Consider the following 16,209-nt stretch of genomic DNA (forward strand, 5'->3'; position numbering starts at 1 on the left):
CTCCCAGCTAAACGGCTAAACGGCCAAACGTCGCCAGTAGCAGGCACAGGAAACCGATGACTGCGATGCCCGCGTGCGCCAGTACCAGCCATATAGGCAGCGCGATCGCTTGCAGGTGAAATTTCAGGTTGAGTACAACGCCGCCCACCGCGGCGATAAGAAACAACACCAGCGCCAGGTTCGCCAGACGCGGCAAGCCTATCGTCGCCGCGCCATACGCCAGCAAGGTGATCGCGGCGGCAGCCAGAAAGCCATGCAGCATGGCCAGCCACGAGGGTGGATGGGGCTTGCCGCTGAAACGAATGTAAGCCATTGCCGCACCGCCCAAAGCGGCGACGACCAACAGCGCTGTGGACGTCTGCAAAAGTAGGACAGATTCCATGCCAGCCTCCGGAACGTGGCCGCAGGCCGTGTCCCGACCATTACACGCCACCATTCCTGTACAGTATCCAACCACTCGGCTAACTGTCGGTGCGCTGACGCACGCCGACGGTGCCCAGGAGGACGGCGGGCACCAAGGCTCAGGAAGTGAACAGCGCGATCAACTCGTCGGCCACCGCGCGCACCGGCGCGGCGCGGCGCACGTCTTCATGCATGACGATCCATAGCTTGCGCTTGACCGGACAGGCCGGCGTGTCGATGGCGACCAGGTCGCCGCGCCGTATATCGAAGAAGTACTCAGGCAGCACGGCCACGCCGCAGCCAGCCACCACCGCCTGGTACAAGGTGCCCAGGTCGTTGGAGCGCAGGCAGTAGCGGCGCCCGTGGCGTATCTTCTCCAGCCATTGCTGTTGCGGCGTGTCCTGCATCAGTTCATCGTAGGCCGCAAACTCCCACTGGTCAGGCGTGCGCGCGGCGAGATAGGCAGCGCTGGCGTACAAACGATAGGCCACCGTCGTCAGCGCCCGCACCGCCAGCCCCGGCGCCACAGGGCGATTGAAACGCAGTGCGATGTCCGACTCGCGCCGCATCAGGTCCGTTTCGCGGGCCTCGCCGCGCAAATCCAGTTCGATGCCGGGCAAGCGGAATAGCGCCTCTTTCAGGCGCGGGGCCAGCAGGTATGCCGCCAGCGCGGGCGGTGCCGACACCCGCACCTTGCCGTTCAGGGTAGCTGCGCCGCTGGCTGCCCGCATCAAACCGTGCAGGTTCTCCTCCATCTTGCGCGCGTGCGGCACCAGCGCCTTGCCGGCCGCCGTCAACGACCAGCCCTTGGGGAAGCGGTCGAACAACTTCACCGCCAGCGCGGCCTCCAGCGCATCGATGCGCCGCGCCACCGTGGTGTGTTCGACGCCGGCCGCGCGCGCGGCGCCGCTCAAGGTGCCGGCGTCGTGCAGCGCCAGGAAATAGCGGAGGTGATCCCAGTCAGGTTGGTCCATTGTGCAATTATGCACATATATCGGGCGGTTTTCGCTAATTTCGTTCGGGTGCGTTTGGCGCTATCGTGACTGCATCGCCACCTGGGAGATCGCCATGAAACTGCTGAACCGATTATTTTGCCTCGTCATGTGGGTGCCGGCCACGCAGGCCGCCGGCGCCATGCCGGACTTTCCGCTGGCCGGCACCTGGACGCTGGTCGCGGCCGACCGTATCCTCCCCGACGGCACCCGCGTGCGCGACTACGGCGACACACCGGCCGGCCTGATGACGATCGATAAACAAGGCCGCTACAGCGTGCAAATCTACCGTGCCGACCGCCCGCGCTTCGCCGGCGGCGACAAAAAGACCGGCACGCCGGCCGAATTCGAGGCCGCGGTCCTCGGATCGAGCACGCACTTCGGCACCATCGCCATCGACAGCGAGGCGCGCACGCTGACCTTCAGCATCGCCGGCGCGGCCTTTTCAAACTGGGAGGGGACGCAGCAGAAACGCAGCTACGAGATGAACGGGGATGAGCTCAGCTACCGCGTACCGGCCAGGCCGGACGGGCAGATTCCGCTGTCAGTCTGGCGCCGCCTGCGTTGACAGCGCTGCGACGCAGTAGTCGGACAAGGCGTTGAGCACGGCCGCGTTCTCGCCGGCCGCTTCGACCACGTTAATCGCCGCCCGCGGATGATCGATGCGCAGTTGCTCGATCATCAGCGGCAGGTCGCGCAGCACATGGCCGCCCTGCCCCAGGAATACCGGCACCACGGTGATCTGTGTGACGCCGTCGGCGATCAGCTCGGCCACCAGCTCCGGCAGGCGCGGCGTCATCAGCTCCAGAAAGGCCAGCGAAACGCGCACCTCCGGCGTGCGCGCCTGGGTCAGGTCGCGCAGGCGCTCGAACGGCGCCGCCCAGGATGCGGCGCGGGCGCCGTGCGCGAACAGAACCAGTGCTTGCTTGCTCATCTAATGTCGCTCCACCCACCACAAGGCGCCCAGCGCCAGCAGCAGGAATAAAAGGCTCGGCGCGATCGCCGTGATCACCGCCGGCCAGGTGCTCAGCAGGCCCAGATGCGAGAACAGCGTGTTCACCAGCTGGAAGGCGACACCGATCATGATACCAACAAAGATCTTCAGACTCACGCCGCCGCTGCGCGTGTGCAGGTAGCCGAACGGCAGCGCCAGCGCCATCAGCACGAAGATGGCCAGCGGGTCGAACAGCTTCTTCCAGAAGGCGATCTTGAAGCGCTCGGTCTCCTGCTTGTTCTCCTGCAGATGGCGGGTGTAGACCGCCAGTTCGTTGGCCGACATGCGCTCGGGATCGGAGCCGGCCACCGACAGGATCTTCGGCGTCACCTCGGACAGCAGGTCCTTGGTGGCGCTGTGGCGGGTTTCGATCAGGCTGGTGTCCTGGGCGAAGTTGTTGGCCAGGTTGGCCTCGCTGCCCGGCTTGAGCAGCGCCGGATTGGTGAAGATATTTTCCGTCACGTCCGACAGCTGCCAGTTGTTGTTGCCCTTGAAGGTGCCGAGCTTGGCCAGCGTGATCGAGCGCAGGCGGAAGCTGGTGTCGAACTCGTACAGCTTGACGTCGACCAGCGTGCCGTCCGGCTTCACCTGGCGCACGTTGAAGAAGCGCGAACCGGTCACGGTGCCGCTCATGCCGTCCGACTTGACGATGTCCTTGGTCCACAGGCCGGAGCGGAACTCCGACGAGATCGCGGCGCCGCGCGCGCTGAGTTTAATTTTTTCCGCCAGCGGCGCGGTGCGCGGCGCGACCAACTCGCCGAATATGAAGGTGACAATCACCAGCACGAATCCGATCTTGGCCAGCATCCACGCCACCATCCCGGTCGACATGCTGGACGCGCGCATGATGGTGAACTCGGACGTCGCCGCGAACTGCGCCATCGTGTAGATGGTGCCGATCAACGCCGCAATCGGCATCACTTCATACACGTGGGCCGGCAGCTGCACCAGCACATACAGGAAGGCGTACTGGATGGCGTAGCCGTTCTTGCCGACCGACGGCAGTTCGCCCGTCAGGTCCATGAAGGCTTGCAGGCCCAGGAAGGCGACCAGCACAAAGGCCACCGCCTGCAGGATCGAGACGGCGAAATAGCGTTGCAGGATTTTCATGGCGTGACAGCTTTCTTGCCGGCGGCGCGCGAGCGCTTCAGCGCCGCCAGCAATGCCAGCGGATGGTAGCGATGGTTGAGGTTCAGGCGCCAGGCGAACAGCCCGAATACCAGCAGCGCCGCGGCCAGGTGCAGCGGCCACCACGACAGCGCGAATGTCGACTTACCCTGCTTGACGCTGGCCTCGACCAGCTTGACCAGGTTGCTGTAGCTGAAGAAGATCAGCAGCGCGATGATCAGGTTGGCCGAACTGCCGGCGCGCGGATTGACAAAGCCCAGCGGCACCGCCAGCAGGATCAGGATCAGGCAGGTGGCCGGCGACGAGATGCGCCACAACAGTTCAGCCCTGCCGAACGCGGTGGTGTCGGACAGCAGCGCCATGATAGGTTCGGCGTCGGTGTTGCGTTCGGATTCCAGGTCCTGGGTCTGGCTGGTCACGCGCATGCTGTAGCTTTCGAATTCCATGGTCTGGAAGTCCGACTGGCCCGGGATGCCCTGATAGCGGCGGCCGTTCTTCAGCACCAGATAGCGCTCGCCCTTGTCGCCGGTGTTGATCACGCCCTCGCGCGCGACGATGACGGCGGTGCCATGCTCGTCGACCGTGTTGACGAACACGTTCTGCACCACGGCCGTCTTGCCGGCCACGCCCTCGACGAAGAAGATGCGGTTGGCCGACGCCGATTCCTTGAACTGGCCGGGCGAGACCTTTTGCAGGTCTTCGCGTTTTTCGAAGCGCTCCACGTACTCCGAGCTTTTCTGCTTGGCCCACGGCGTGGCGACGAAACTCAGGGCGCCCGTCAGCAGCACCATCGGCAGGCCGAAGGTCAGCACCGGGGCTATCCATTTGGTCAGGCTCAGGCCCGACGCGAACCACACTACCATCTCCGAATCGCGGTAAGTGCGCGTGACCACCATCAGCACTGAAATAAAGCTGGTGAGGATGAGGATAGTTGGCAGATAATTCAGCGTTGCGAATGCGATCAGCGCGACGACATCACTGGAGGCGACCTTGCCGCCGGCGGCGCGGCCCAACACGGCAATCAGGGTCCAGGTGACACATATGCTGAACAGCACAGTGAAGGTGGCGCCGGCGGCACTTGCCATTTCACGTCTCAGGGCGCGTTGAAAGATCATTCGAAAGTTATAATTCGGTAGTTAAGGGCCTCACAGGGCCACAAGTTTAAGTAACAGCCTGTCAAACAGGCTGGCAATTCGTACACGACACGGAGAATCAAATGGACTTTAGCATAAAAGCATTCGACACAAAAAACACCATCGCTTCGGCCAAAGCCGGCGTTGTCGCCGTCGCGGTCTTTGAGAACAAGAAGCTGTCGCAGGCCGCCAAGGCGCTGGACGGCTCCGGTGAAATCACGGCTGCGCTGAAGTCCGGCGACATCTCCGGCAAGGCCGGCACCACCCTGCTGCTGCGCGGCGTGAAAGGCGCGAGCGCCGAACGCGTGCTGCTGGTCGGCCTGGGTAGCGACGATGCCGTCAGCGAGAAGAATTTCGCCAGCGGCGTGTCCGCGGTGTTGAAGGCTTTCTCCGCGCTGGGCGCGAGCGACGCTATTATCGCACTGCCGATGACCGAAGTGAAAGAGCGCGACGTGAATTGGGCGATCCGCTGCGTGGTGCAAAGCGCGCACGAAAGCGTGTTCCGCACCGACGCCCAGAAGAGCAAGAAGGACCCGGCGCCGACCGGCGTGAAGAAAATCGCGCTGGCCGTGCCGAACACCGCCGCCACCAAGCTGGCGCTGGCCCAGGCCGAGGCGATCGCCAACGGCATGGACCTGACCAAGGAACTGGGCAACCTGTCGGCCAACATCTGCACCCCGACCTACCTGGCCAACACCGCCAAGAAGCTGGGCAAGGACTACAAGTTCGAAGTTGAAGTGCTGGACCGCAAACAGCTGGAAGCGCTGAAGATGAACAGCTTCCTGTCCGTGACTAACGGCAGCGAGCAGCCGCCGAAGTTCATCATCCTCAAGCACATGGGCGGCAAGGCCAAGGACGCGCCGGTGGTGCTGGTCGGTAAAGGCATCACCTTTGACACCGGCGGCATCTCGCTCAAGGCCGGTCCCGGCATGGACGAGATGAAGTACGACATGGGCGGGGCGGCGTCGGTGCTGGGCACCTTCCGCGCCATCGGCGAGATGAACCTGAAGCTGAACGTGATCGGCGTGATCGCCGCCTGCGAGAACATGCCTTCCGGCCGCGCCACCAAGCCGGGCGACATCGTCACCTCGATGAACGGCCTGACCATCGAGATCCTCAACACCGACGCCGAAGGCCGCCTGGTGCTGTGCGACGCGCTGGCCTACGCCGAGCGCTTCAACCCGGCCGCCGTGATCGACATCGCCACGCTGACCGGCGCCTGCATCGTCGCCCTGGGCCACCACAAGAGCGGCCTGTTCACGCGCGACGACGAGGTGCACAACAAGCTGGCCGACGAGATCATGGCCGCCGGCAAAGCCGCCGGCGACACCGCATGGCGCCTGCCGATCGGCGAAGAGTACAACGAGCAGCTCAAGTCCAACTTCGCCGACCTGGCCAACATCGGCACGCCGGGCGGCGCCTCGTGCACGGCGGCGGCGTTCCTGGAGAACTTCACCCGCAAGTACACCTGGGCGCACCTGGACATCGCCGGCACCGCGTGGAAGTCGGGCGGCGCGAAAGGCGCCACCGGCCGTCCGGTGCCGCTGCTGTCGAACTTCCTGATCGGCCGCGCGTAAGCACGGTTAGAACTCTTCCCACTCGTCGGCGCCGGCAGCGGCGCGGCGGCGGACCGGCGCCTTGGCCGGCGCCGCGATCCTGGCCGGTGCCTTGCGCCGCGCCAGCGGCAGGACCACGGCCGACCTGGTGGCGCCGCCATGGGCGCCATCGAGCTTGAACACGTCGACCATCTGCACCAGTCCCGACGCCTGATCCTGCAGCGATACGGCGGCGGCGCTGGCTTCCTCGACCAGCGCGGCGTTTTGCTGGGTCACATCATCCATCTGTATGATCGCCTGGCTGACCTGATCGATGCCGGCGCTCTGCTCCTGCGTGGCCGAGGTGATCTCCTCCATGATGCGGGTCACGCGCTCGATGCTGCCGACGATATCGCTCATCGTGGCGCCGGCCTGGTCGACCAGGCGCGTGCCGATTTCCACCTTCTCCACCGAATCGCCGATCAGGGCCTTGATTTCGTGCGCCGCGGCCGCGCTGCGCTGCGCCAGGTTGCGCACCTCGGTGGCGACGACGGCGAAGCCGCGCCCCTGTTCACCGGCGCGCGCCGCCTCCACCGCCGCGTTCAGCGCCAGGATATTGGTCTGGAAGGCGATGCCGTCGATCACGCCGATGATGTTGCCGATCTTGCCGGCCGATTCGTTGATCGAGCCCATGGTGCCCACCACCTGCGCCACCACGCTGCCGCCTTTTTGCGCGATGGCCGATGCCGAGGCGGCCAGTTCGTTGGCCTGGCGCGCGCTTTCGGCGTTCTGCTTGACGGTGGACGACAGTTCATCCATCGACGATGCGGTTTCCTCCAGTGCGGCGGCCTGCTGCTCGGTGCGGGAAGACAGGTCCAGGTTGCCGGCCGCGATCTGCACCGAGGCCGATTCGATGGCGCCGGCGCGGTCGTGCACCTGGCCGACCATGCCGGCCAGGCTGTCGCGCATGGTTTTCATTGCAAACATCAGGCTGGAACTGTCGTGCGGCGCGGTGTCGATCGCGATACTCAAGTCGCCGGCCGCGATGCGGGCGGCAATGCCGGCCGCGTAAGCCGGTTCGCCGCCCAGTTGCCGCGCCAGGCTGCGCGTGATCAGCACCGCCGCGATCACGCTGCACAGCAGGGCCAGCGCGCCGATGACCAGCATCAGCGTACGGGTTTCATGGTAGGCCTGCTTCATGGCGGCCGCCCCTTCCTCGTTCTGCTTTTCCTCGATGGCGGCCAGCTCGCGCAGCAACTCCCACCATTTTTTCTGCACCGGACGGAATTCAAAACGCAGCAAGTGGTAGGCTTCGCTGTTTTTCTTTTGCAGGATCAGGTCCTGGGCTTGGGCGACGAAGGGTGCGGCCAACAGGGCCTGCTGCCGGATCTTCTGGTACAGCGCCACCTCTTCGGGCGAGGTGCCGCGCAGGGTGGCGAACATCTCGCCCAGTTTGCTCTGCGCCTGTTCGTACTTTTCGCTCTGCGCGACGATACGCTTGAGCTCGATCTGGACCTCCTCCCGCTGCTCCTCCGGCAACAGGATCAGGTTGCGCAGCGCCAGCGCGCGCTCGGTCACCGTCAAATCCATTTTCGCCACCAGCTTGGACTGCACACTGTTGACGTCGACGATATCCGTCACGCGCTCCTGCATCTGCCCCATGCGCAGGATGCCGAATAGCGTCACGACGCCCAGCAACAACGCAACCAACCCGAAACCCAAACCCAGCCGGGTTACCACTTTCATATTCGCAAAACGCATACACCGTCCCATATCCGTAATAATTAAATAATTTTTATTAATGTAGCATTACGGATAGTAACAAGCATTGCAAATTGGAAATATAGGAATATCCTTATTCAGCTGTGGGAATCGGATGATTCTCGTAGGAATAATCCTACATCGCGAGCACGAACGATCAATACAGCGTCACGCCGGCCGCCGGCGGCGGCAGGCCGTCGCGCTGGGCGTCCGCGTGCATCACCACGGTCAGCGTGGTGGGATAGTCGTAGCCCGCGCCGGTATTCTTGTCGATGAAGTAGCCCACCCCCGCGGTCAACACCAGATTGCCCCACAGGTTAGCGTCCGCCTTGGAATCGACCTTTTCATAGGCCCAGCCGGCGCCCTCTTTCTGGCAGTCGATGCGCAGCGGCCCCGCGCTCTTGCGCAAGGTGATGCGCGCCGGCGTGGTCACGAACCATTTGCCGACGTCGTTGTACAGCACGCAGCCGACGCCGGCGATCTCGCGATGATCGAGCACGGTTTGCACCAGCACGTTTTGTTGGGTGGATTCAGTGAGCGAGGCGCAACCGGCCATCAGGGCCAGCAGCGCCATTGCCGCTGCAACGGGGCGGTAATACATGGTCTGCCTCAGGGTTAGTGGGTCAGACCAGTGTAGCAGCCCGCGAGCGGTTCTATATGGTCAATCAAGAGGCGTAAAGCGTTGCACTTTTACGCCATCGACTTCCAGGATTTCAAAAAACACGTCTTTCGGCCGGGTCCAGATGGATCCGTTGGCGGCGCGATAGACGATCATGGTACTGAGATCGGATTCCAGGGTGGCCTCGCATACCAGTTCGTAGAGGCCCCCTTTGTAATGCCTGAAGCGCATCCGGGTCAGGCGTTATGCCGTACCGGCTCAGCCGCGGCAATGCGCTCTTCCGCCTGCTCCTGCTGCTTCTTCTTCAAACCCTGCACCACTTTCAGGATGTCGTCCATGCCGCGTTCGCCGCCCAGGGAGGAGAACGCGTCCAGCACTTCGTTCAGCACCTGGTTGCGCACCGCTGCCTCGTCGGAATTGATGACCGGCGGACGTTGAACGGCGGCCTTGGCCTTTTCCAGCGCGGCGGCTTCCTTTTGCGCGGCAGTCTTGCGGCCGCCCGGCGTTTTGCCGTGCTCTAACGCAGCCTGCCAGATGACCCAACGGCGTTGCGTTTCAAAAACCAGATACTCTTCTGGTTTGTCTTCCCGGCGCCGGACGATGTGACCGTCTTTCTGCGCCCATGTCTCAAATGCAGCTCGCATTTTTATTCCTTTGCAAACGCGCTACGCGCAATTCACTGTTAAAACCACAAGTAATTTCCGTATAGTACCATTTATTGTTCACCTACAACACAAAAATGCACTCGGGACACCACTATTTTTGATTGCTCGAAGGAAACACAAGTTTTCCACGTAATTTGTATCAGTATATTTCTCTTTTGCTTATTTTGTCTTTATTTACCGTTATATTCTGACAACAATGAGACACCCCTAGCAATTTTTTTTTGATTTCACATATTTTGCAACATTTTAGGCGCTGACAGTGCCCGCACGAAAGACTTTTCCATGTTTTTAGTAAAAATCGTCAACTTAGCAACCTCATGTGTTAAATCAGGATGCTGTAAGATTCCGGTATGCAGGCTCACGCCTCCCCCAAACCCGCAAGGACACTGACTCAGATGAAAATAGCCACATGGAATGTTAACTCACTCAACGTTCGGCTGACGCACGTCTTGAAATGGCTAGAGGAGAACCCCATCGATGTCCTCTGTATTCAAGAAACAAAATTAACGGATGACAAGTTTCCGGTGGCCGCCATCGAGGCCGCCGGCTACCACGTCGCCTACAGCGGCCAGAAAACCTACAACGGCGTGGCCATCCTGTCCAAGCTGCCGCTGGCCGACGTGGTCAAGAACAATCCGCGCTACGAAGACCCGCAGCAGCGCATCCTGGCCGCCACCATCGACGGCGTGCGCGTGGTGTGCGCCTACGTGCCCAACGGCCAGAGCGTCGACTCCGACAAATACGAGTACAAACTGGGCTGGCTGTCGTCCTTCCACGACTGGATCCGCGAGGAAGCCGCGCTGCATCCGCAGCTGGCGGTGCTGGGCGACTACAACATCGCGCCGGAAGACCGCGACGTCCACGATCCCGCCGCGTGGGCCGGCCAGGTGCTGGTGTCCGACAAGGAGCGCACCGCCCTCGCCCGCCTGCTCGACATCGGCCTGACCGACTCCTACCGCCTGTTCGAGCAGCCGGAAAAATCGTTCAGCTGGTGGGACTACCGCGCGCTGGGCTTCCGCCTCAACAAGGGCCTGCGCATCGACCACATCCTGCTGTCGCCGGCGCTGGTGGCGCGCTGCAGCGCCTGCGTGATCGACCGCGTGCCGCGCAAGTGGGAGCAACCGTCCGACCACGCTCCCGTGATCGCCACGCTGGACTAAAGCCGCGGCAGCAGCAGCTGGGCCGTCGCGTGCGGCACCGGCTGCGAGAACAGATAACCCTGCGCATACTGGCAGCCATTGCGCTGCAACAGCGCATACTGCCCTTCCGTCTCCACCCCCTCCGCCACCACCGACAGCTGCAGGCTGTCCGACAGCGCGATGATCGCCGCCACGATGGCGCGGTCTTCCGCGCTCTCTTCGAGTTCCTTGATGAAGGCGCGGTCGATCTTGATCTTCTTGACAGGGAAGCGCTTCAGGTAGGCCAGGCTGGAATAGCCCGTGCCGAAATCGTCGATCGACAAACGGATGCCCATGTTGTTGATCTGCCCCAGGATGTCCAGTGTCTGCTCGCCGTGCTGCATCAGCGCCGTCTCGGTGATCTCGAATTCGATCAGCGACGGATCGATGCCGGTTTCGTCGAGGATGGCGCGGATCGATTCGATCAGCCCACGGTGCATGAACTGGCGCGGCGACAGATTCACCGCCAGCGGCACCGGCGCCAGGCCGGCGCGCAGCCACGCCATGCTTTGCTCGCAGGCCTGGCGTATCACCCACTCGCCGATCGGCACGATCAGGCCGTTCTCCTCGATGATGGGAATGAAGTGGTCCGGCAGCACCAGCTGTCCGCCGCGGCGCCAGCGCAGCAGCACCTCCATCGTGTGCAGGCGGCGCGTGCCGATGTCCATGATGGGCTGGAAGTGCAGCTCGAACTCGTCCTGCGCCAGCGCACCGCGCAGGCTCGACTCCAGCTCGAAGTGCGCCGCCGCCGACTGGTTCATCGCCTCTTTGAAGTACTGGTAATTGTTCCTGCCGCTGGCCTTGGCGTGGTACATGGCGGCGTCGGCGTGGCGCATCAGCGTCTCGACGTCGCCGCCGTCGTCCGGATACACGCAGATGCCGATCGACGGCGTGATGTGCAGGTTGCGGCCTTCCAGCGGGAAGCTGTCCGACAGCGCCTCGATGATCTTCTCCGCCACGTGGCTGGCCTCTTCCGACGAGCGGATGCCGGGCACCAGCACCACGAACTCGTCGCCGCCCAGGCGGGCCACGGTGTCGCTGGCGCGCACCGCGCGGCACAGGCGGCTGGCCACTTCCTTCAGCAGCTGGTCGCCGGTCATGTGGCCCAGCGAATCGTTGATGGTCTTGAAACGGTCAAGGTCGATGAACATCACCGCCAGCCGGCGCTCGGAGCGCTGCGCCGCCAGCATGGCGCGGTCCAGTCGGTCCGACAGCAGCGCGCGGTTCGGCAGGCCGGTCAGGCTGTCGTGGTAGGCCATGTGGTGCACGCGCGCCTCGGCCTGGCGGCGCTCGACGATCTCGCCCTGCAGCAGCGCGTTGGCGCCGGCCAGTTCGGCGGTGCGTTCCAGCACCCGCACTTCCAGCTCGTCGCGCGCGCGGCTGACCGCTTCGGCCGCCTCGCGCCGCTCGGTGATGTCGTCCACCAGCCACACCGAGCGCCCGGTGGCCCGCGCCAGGTCGAACGGCCGGCCGGACAAGCGGCCCCAGAACGTGCTGCCGTCCTTGCGCACCAGCTGGTATTCGGAGGCGTGCACACGGCCGGCGTGGAAGTCGTCGGCGGTGGCGGCGCGCGCCGCTTCCCACGCATCCTTGTCGGCGTAGAAGGCCTGCACGCTCAGCTGGTTCATCTCGCCGGGCGCATAGCCGAACAGCTCCTCCATCTTGGTGTTGCAGCGCAGGTTGCGGCCCTGCTCCACCACCGAGATGCCCAGCACCGCGCTGTCCAGGATGGCCTGGTTTTCCAGCAGCGCGTTGCGCAGCGATTCCTCGGCGCGCTTTTGCTCGGTGCGGTCCTCGATCACCCAGATCGTGCCCTGGCTCGGCTCCTCGGGATTGACGACGTAGCCGATCACCTGCGCCCACAAGGTCGTATCGTCGGAGCGGCGCAACTCCATCTCGATCTGGAACGGCTTGCCGACCGAGAGGAAGGGATAGGCCAGCTCGCCCAGCTTGTCGTAGGATTCCTGTGAGGGATATAAGGCGCGGCCGGGCATGCCCAGGCCGGAATCGCCCTCGTAGCGGAACATCTCGGCAAAGCCGCGGTTGTAGCGCGTGATCAGCCGGTTCTTGGTGAACAGGATGCTCATCGAGGCGTTGGTCATGATGGCCTCGACCTCCATCTGGGTCCTGCGCGTGCTGGTCACGTCCTCCAGGATCCAGATGGTGCCGCCTTCGCTATGCTCGTCGTCCACCGCCTTGGCACGCACGCGGCACCAGAACAAGGTGCCGTCCTTGCGCCTGAACTGGTAGCCCTTCTTCTCGAACGGCATGCCCGCCCCCAGCAGCGGCGCCGCCTCGTGGCCGAACTCCTCGTAATGCTGCGGCGATGGGAACACCATGGCCGACGGCTGCCCCACCATTTCGTCGATGTCGTAGCCGAACATCTCCGCCATGCGCGGATTACAGCTCAACATGATCTGCGCCTTGCTGAACAGGATGCCGACCGAGGCGTTGTCCAGGATCGCCTTCTGCTCCAGCAGCAGCTGCCGGGTCGCCTCCTCATGCCGCTTCTGCGCGCTGCGGTCGTCGAAGATCCAGATGGTGTCCTGCTGCGTGCGGCCCGGATTGATCACGTAGCCGAAGGCGTGCGCCCAGAAGGTCGAGCCGTCCTGGCGCCGCATCTCCATCTCCGCCTGGTACGGCTTGCCGCGCGCCAGCAGCGGCCGCGCCTTGCGCACCACCGCCTCGAACGCTTCCTGCGACGGATACAGGGTCGACGTCAGCTGGCCCACGCCGCCATCGTCGCTGAAGCCGAAGAATTCGGCGAAGCGGTGGTTGTAGCGCAGGATGCGGTTATCGCGCTGGAAGCCGATCGCCAACGGCGCGCTGTCCATGATGGCCTGCATCTCCAGCAGCGCGCGGCGCAGCTTCTCTTCGTCGATGCGGTGCTCGTTGATGTCTTCCATGATCCACACCGTGCCTTCGGCGGTCTGGATAGGATCGATGGCGCGGCCGAACAGGCGGGCCCAGAACAGCGAGCCGTCCTTGCGCCGCAACTGCGCCTCCTGCATGAAGGACAGGCCCTGCGACAGCGGCGGGCTGGCCTTGCGGCCCAGGTCGAGGAAGTCCGCCTCGCTCGGATAGACAGTCACGCTGGCCATGCCCTCCAGCTCCTGGCGGCTGTAGCCCAGCATTTCGGCGCAGCGGATATTGCACTCCTGGATAACCCCGTCCTTGGTGAACAGGATGCCGACGGCCGCATTCTCCAGGATGGCCTGCTGCTCCAGCAGCGTCTTGCGCAGCGCGCGCTGATCGCGCTCCACCGCGCTGATGTCGTGGAATACGACGGTGGCGCCGCGCACCGCCGAAGCGGCCGGCAGCGGCTTGCACCATGCCTGCACCGACAGGTATCGGCCGTTGGCGCAGGTCAGGCAGCTGTCCCAGCGCTGGCCCGCGTTGGCCGCCTCCAGCGCCGCCTCGAGCGCCTTGACGCTGGCGCCGCGCACATGGCGCGCGAACAGGTCGGCCAGCGGCCTTGCGCCAGGATCGAAACCCAGCAAGTCCACCAGCTCCTGATTGGCGGCCAGCACCACGCCATCGGCGCCATAAGCGCACGCGGGGACGCCGATCAGCGCCAGCGCGTCTGCGACGAAATCCGGATTGGTCGAAACTCGATTCATGTACACCAAAGGCACCCAAGAAAGCCGCCGCCTCGCCCGTTACTTCCCGGCAGCATAGTTGGCAGATCATAAACCACATTGGGCGCATTAGCCATCGCGGGCGCCGCGCGGCACCCTTAAAAACGACAATGCCCGGAGAGCCGGGCATTGTCGTTATCTGACCACTTGTCAATTATATCAGTGGGCGCTGGCGCCGGCGGCGCCGATGCCGGTCTCGGAGCGCATCTCTTGCGCCTCATAGCCGGCGCGGTCGATGCGCGCACGCGCGCTCTGGTCCAGCAACGAGAACAGCCAGATGCTGAGGAAGGCGGCCGGAATCGAGAAGATGGCCGGCGAGGCGTAAGGGAACAGCGCGTCGGCGTGGCCAAGCACATCGACCCACACCGATTTCGACACCACCGTCAGCACCACCGCGGTGATCAGGCCCACAAAGCCGCCGATGGTGGCACCGCGCGTGGTGCAGTCCTTCCACAGCACCGACATGAACAGCGCCGGGAAGTTGGCCGATGCGGCGATGGCGAACGCCAGCGACACCATGAACGCGATGTTCTGCTTTTCGAACACGATGCCCAGCACCACGGCGACCACGCCCAGCGCGACGGTGGTCAGGCGCGACACATACAGCTCCTTGGCGCTGCTGGCCTTGCCCTTCTTGATGACGGTGGCGTACAGGTCGTGCGACACCGCCGAGGCGCCGGACAGCGTCAGGCCGGCCACCACCGCCAGGATGGTGGCGAAGGCCACCGCCGAGATAAAGCCCAGGAAGACATTGCCGCCCACCGCCTTGGCCAGGTGGATCGCCGCCATGTTGTTCCCGCCCAGCAGTTTGCCGGCGGCGTCCTTGAACTCGGGATTGGTGCTCACCAAAACGATGGCGCCGAAGCCGATGATGAAGGTCAGCACATAGAAGTAAGCGATCCAGCTGGTGGCCCAGAACACCGACTTGCGCGCTTCCTTCGCGCTCGGCACGGTGAAGAAGCGCATCAGGATGTGCGGCAGGCCGGCGGTGCCGAACATCAGCGCCATGCCGAACGAGATCGCCGACACCGGATCCTTGATGAAGGTGCCCGGCCCCATGATGGCGTCCTTCTTGGCATGGACTTCGACCGACTTGGCGAACAGCGCCTCCGGGCTGAAGTTAAACTGCGCCATCACCACGAAGGCCATGAAGGTGGCGCCGCCGAGCAGCATCACCGCCTTGATGATCTGCACCCAGGTGGTGGCGGTCATGCCGCCGAACAGCACGTAGATCATCATCAGCGAACCAACCAGCACCACCGCGATCCAGTATTCAAGGCCGAACAGCAGCTTGATCAACTGCCCCGCGCCGACCATCTGCGCAATCAGGTAGAAGGCCACCACCACCAGCGTGCCGGAGGCGGAGAAGATGCGGATCGGCGCCTGCTTGAAGCGGTAGGCGGCAACGTCGGCAAAGGTAAAGCGGCCCAGGTTGCGCAGGCGCTCGGCCATCAGGAAGGTGATCACCGGCCAGCCCACCAGGAAGCCGATGGCGTAGATCAGGCCATCGTAACCGTTGAGGAAGACCGCGGCGGAAATGCCGAGGAAGGACGCCGCCGACATGTAGTCACCGGCGATGGCCAGGCCGTTCTGGAAGCCGGTGATGCCGCCGCCGGCGGTGTAGAAGTCGGATGCCGACTTGGTCTTGGCAGCCGCCCACTTGGTCACGAACAGCGTGAAGATGACGAACGCGCCGAACATGGTGATCGCGGTCCAGTTAACCGGCTGCTTCACCGCCTGGCCCAGATCGGCGCCGGCCGCCAGCACCGCGCCGCTGGCGCCCAGCAGCGCCAGCGCGGCAAGCCCGCGCAGCATGGGTTTGGCGGCGTTCATGCTTGCACCCGGTCGTGGATCGCCTGCGTCAACGCATCGAAGCGCTGGTTGGCGCGGCGTACATAGACGCCGGTGACCAGCACCGTGAACACGATCACGAACAGGCCGAGCGGCATCCCCCACGTCATGACGCCGGCACCGGTTTTCGACGCCAGCAGCTCCTTGTCGAAAGCAATCAGCAGGATGTAGCCGTAATAAACCAGCATCATTACCGCCGTCAGCGCCCAGCCGAAACGGGAGCGGGCCCTCACCAGTTGATGGTAGTTGGGGTCCCGCTTTATTTTTTGAACCAGATCGTCATGCATGGTTTGTCTCCTGTGTTGTTTGTCAC

Annotated in this window: 15 protein-coding genes; 3 read left to right on the forward strand and 12 right to left on the reverse strand. The window is 63.7% G+C overall.

All coding sequences use genetic code 11. The features are described from left to right. Positions 1-7 precede the first annotated feature (7 nt). Positions 8-382 (reverse strand): hypothetical protein, encoded by a 375-nt coding sequence (locus ACEN9O_RS00100; protein ID WP_495615646.1) that lies wholly within the window; start codon positions 380-382, stop codon positions 8-10. Positions 383-521: 139 nt separating this feature from the next. After that, positions 522-1,376: a LysR family transcriptional regulator gene (locus tag ACEN9O_RS00105; RefSeq protein ID WP_495615647.1), complete on the reverse strand. Its 855-nt coding sequence runs from the start codon at positions 1,374-1,376 to the stop codon at positions 522-524. Positions 1,377-1,470: 94 nt separating this feature from the next. Between ACEN9O_RS00105 and ACEN9O_RS00110 the strand changes: the two genes are divergently transcribed. Continuing rightward, positions 1,471-1,962, forward strand: a complete 492-nt coding sequence (locus ACEN9O_RS00110) for a lipocalin-like domain-containing protein (protein WP_495615648.1) — start codon at positions 1,471-1,473, stop codon at positions 1,960-1,962. On the opposite strand, the gene ACEN9O_RS00115 is transcribed toward ACEN9O_RS00110, so the two are convergent. Genes ACEN9O_RS00115 through lptF form a run of 3 tightly spaced genes read right to left on the reverse strand, consistent with a single transcriptional unit; the run spans position 1,939 to position 4,631 of the window. Further along, entirely contained in the window at positions 1,939-2,328 is a 390-nt protein-coding gene (locus tag ACEN9O_RS00115) for a sirohydrochlorin chelatase (RefSeq protein ID WP_495615649.1), read from the reverse strand. The two genes, ACEN9O_RS00110 and ACEN9O_RS00115, sit on opposite strands and share 24 nt — an antisense overlap. Then, entirely contained in the window at positions 2,329-3,498 is a 1,170-nt protein-coding gene (gene lptG / locus ACEN9O_RS00120) for an LPS export ABC transporter permease LptG (RefSeq protein WP_495615650.1), read from the reverse strand. Further along, a complete protein-coding gene (gene lptF, locus ACEN9O_RS00125) occupies positions 3,495-4,631 on the reverse strand; it encodes an LPS export ABC transporter permease LptF (RefSeq protein ID WP_495615651.1) in 1,137 nt (378 codons plus the stop codon). Before lptF ends, lptG begins: the two co-directional genes overlap by 4 nt. A gap of 101 nt (positions 4,632-4,732) precedes the next feature. Between lptF and ACEN9O_RS00130 the strand changes: the two genes are divergently transcribed. Next, positions 4,733-6,226: a leucyl aminopeptidase gene (locus ACEN9O_RS00130; RefSeq protein ID WP_495615652.1), complete on the forward strand. Its 1,494-nt coding sequence runs from the start codon at positions 4,733-4,735 to the stop codon at positions 6,224-6,226. 6 nt (positions 6,227-6,232) lie between these two features. Here the strand turns inward: ACEN9O_RS00130 and ACEN9O_RS00135 are convergent, their stop codons facing one another. From ACEN9O_RS00135 to ACEN9O_RS00150, 4 genes are all read right to left on the reverse strand, one after another. Continuing rightward, on the reverse strand, positions 6,233-7,945 hold the full coding sequence (locus tag ACEN9O_RS00135; protein WP_495615653.1) for a methyl-accepting chemotaxis protein: 1,713 nt from the start codon (positions 7,943-7,945) through the stop codon (positions 6,233-6,235). A 157-nt stretch (positions 7,946-8,102) separates the two neighbouring features. After that, a complete protein-coding gene (locus ACEN9O_RS00140) occupies positions 8,103-8,546 on the reverse strand; it encodes a hypothetical protein (RefSeq protein WP_495615654.1) in 444 nt (147 codons plus the stop codon). 60 nt (positions 8,547-8,606) lie between these two features. Continuing rightward, on the reverse strand, positions 8,607-8,795 hold the full coding sequence (locus ACEN9O_RS00145; RefSeq protein ID WP_161085309.1) for a DUF1653 domain-containing protein: 189 nt from the start codon (positions 8,793-8,795) through the stop codon (positions 8,607-8,609). Positions 8,796-8,800: 5 nt separating this feature from the next. Beyond that, positions 8,801-9,208, reverse strand: coding sequence for a phiTE_015 family protein (locus tag ACEN9O_RS00150; protein WP_495615655.1), 408 nt, complete (start codon positions 9,206-9,208; stop codon positions 8,801-8,803). A gap of 416 nt (positions 9,209-9,624) precedes the next feature. On the opposite strand from ACEN9O_RS00150, the gene xth reads away from it, so the two are divergent. Next, complete coding sequence (gene xth, locus ACEN9O_RS00155; protein WP_495615656.1) at positions 9,625-10,389, forward strand: exodeoxyribonuclease III; 765 nt, start codon at positions 9,625-9,627, stop codon at positions 10,387-10,389. Here xth and ACEN9O_RS00160 read toward each other — a convergent pair. The 3 genes from ACEN9O_RS00160 to ACEN9O_RS00170 all read right to left on the reverse strand — a co-directional run bounded on the left by ACEN9O_RS00160 (position 10,386) and on the right by ACEN9O_RS00170 (position 16,183). Beyond that, on the reverse strand, positions 10,386-14,027 hold the full coding sequence (locus tag ACEN9O_RS00160; RefSeq protein ID WP_495615657.1) for a sensor domain-containing protein: 3,642 nt from the start codon (positions 14,025-14,027) through the stop codon (positions 10,386-10,388). The genes xth and ACEN9O_RS00160 overlap by 4 nt on opposite strands. Before the next feature lie 177 nt (positions 14,028-14,204). Next, positions 14,205-15,878, reverse strand: a complete 1,674-nt coding sequence (locus ACEN9O_RS00165; protein ID WP_495615658.1) for a cation acetate symporter — start codon at positions 15,876-15,878, stop codon at positions 14,205-14,207. Further along, positions 15,875-16,183 carry a DUF485 domain-containing protein gene (locus tag ACEN9O_RS00170; RefSeq protein ID WP_495615659.1) on the reverse strand — a complete coding sequence of 103 codons (309 nt, stop codon included), beginning with the start codon at positions 16,181-16,183 and terminating at the stop codon, positions 15,875-15,877. The genes ACEN9O_RS00165 and ACEN9O_RS00170 overlap by 4 nt, the downstream gene beginning before the upstream one ends. Between the last annotated feature and the right edge of the window lie 26 nt (positions 16,184-16,209).

Source organism: Duganella sp. Dugasp78 (assembly GCF_059491455.1).

Bases quoted from the DNA above. Each gene is read 5' to 3' on its own strand.
- ACEN9O_RS00170 (WP_495615659.1), bottom strand. From the start codon at position 16,183: ATGCATGACGATCTGGTTCAAAAAATAAAGCGGGACCCCAACTACCAT.
- ACEN9O_RS00115 (WP_495615649.1), bottom strand. From the start codon at position 2,328: ATGAGCAAGCAAGCACTGGTTCTGTTCGCGCACGGCGCCCGCGCCGCA.
- lptG (WP_495615650.1), bottom strand. From the start codon at position 3,498: ATGAAAATCCTGCAACGCTATTTCGCCGTCTCGATCCTGCAGGCGGTG.
- ACEN9O_RS00105 (WP_495615647.1), bottom strand. From the start codon at position 1,376: ATGGACCAACCTGACTGGGATCACCTCCGCTATTTCCTGGCGCTGCAC.
- ACEN9O_RS00130 (WP_495615652.1), top strand. From the start codon at position 4,733: ATGGACTTTAGCATAAAAGCATTCGACACAAAAAACACCATCGCTTCG.
- ACEN9O_RS00135 (WP_495615653.1), bottom strand. From the start codon at position 7,945: ATGCGTTTTGCGAATATGAAAGTGGTAACCCGGCTGGGTTTGGGTTTC.
- ACEN9O_RS00110 (WP_495615648.1), top strand. From the start codon at position 1,471: ATGAAACTGCTGAACCGATTATTTTGCCTCGTCATGTGGGTGCCGGCC.
- ACEN9O_RS00140 (WP_495615654.1), bottom strand. From the start codon at position 8,546: ATGTATTACCGCCCCGTTGCAGCGGCAATGGCGCTGCTGGCCCTGATG.
- ACEN9O_RS00145 (WP_161085309.1), bottom strand. From the start codon at position 8,795: ATGCGCTTCAGGCATTACAAAGGGGGCCTCTACGAACTGGTATGCGAG.
- ACEN9O_RS00160 (WP_495615657.1), bottom strand. From the start codon at position 14,027: ATGAATCGAGTTTCGACCAATCCGGATTTCGTCGCAGACGCGCTGGCG.
- lptF (WP_495615651.1), bottom strand. From the start codon at position 4,631: ATGATCTTTCAACGCGCCCTGAGACGTGAAATGGCAAGTGCCGCCGGC.
- xth (WP_495615656.1), top strand. From the start codon at position 9,625: ATGAAAATAGCCACATGGAATGTTAACTCACTCAACGTTCGGCTGACG.
- ACEN9O_RS00100 (WP_495615646.1), bottom strand. From the start codon at position 382: ATGGAATCTGTCCTACTTTTGCAGACGTCCACAGCGCTGTTGGTCGTC.
- ACEN9O_RS00150 (WP_495615655.1), bottom strand. From the start codon at position 9,208: ATGCGAGCTGCATTTGAGACATGGGCGCAGAAAGACGGTCACATCGTC.
- ACEN9O_RS00165 (WP_495615658.1), bottom strand. From the start codon at position 15,878: ATGAACGCCGCCAAACCCATGCTGCGCGGGCTTGCCGCGCTGGCGCTG.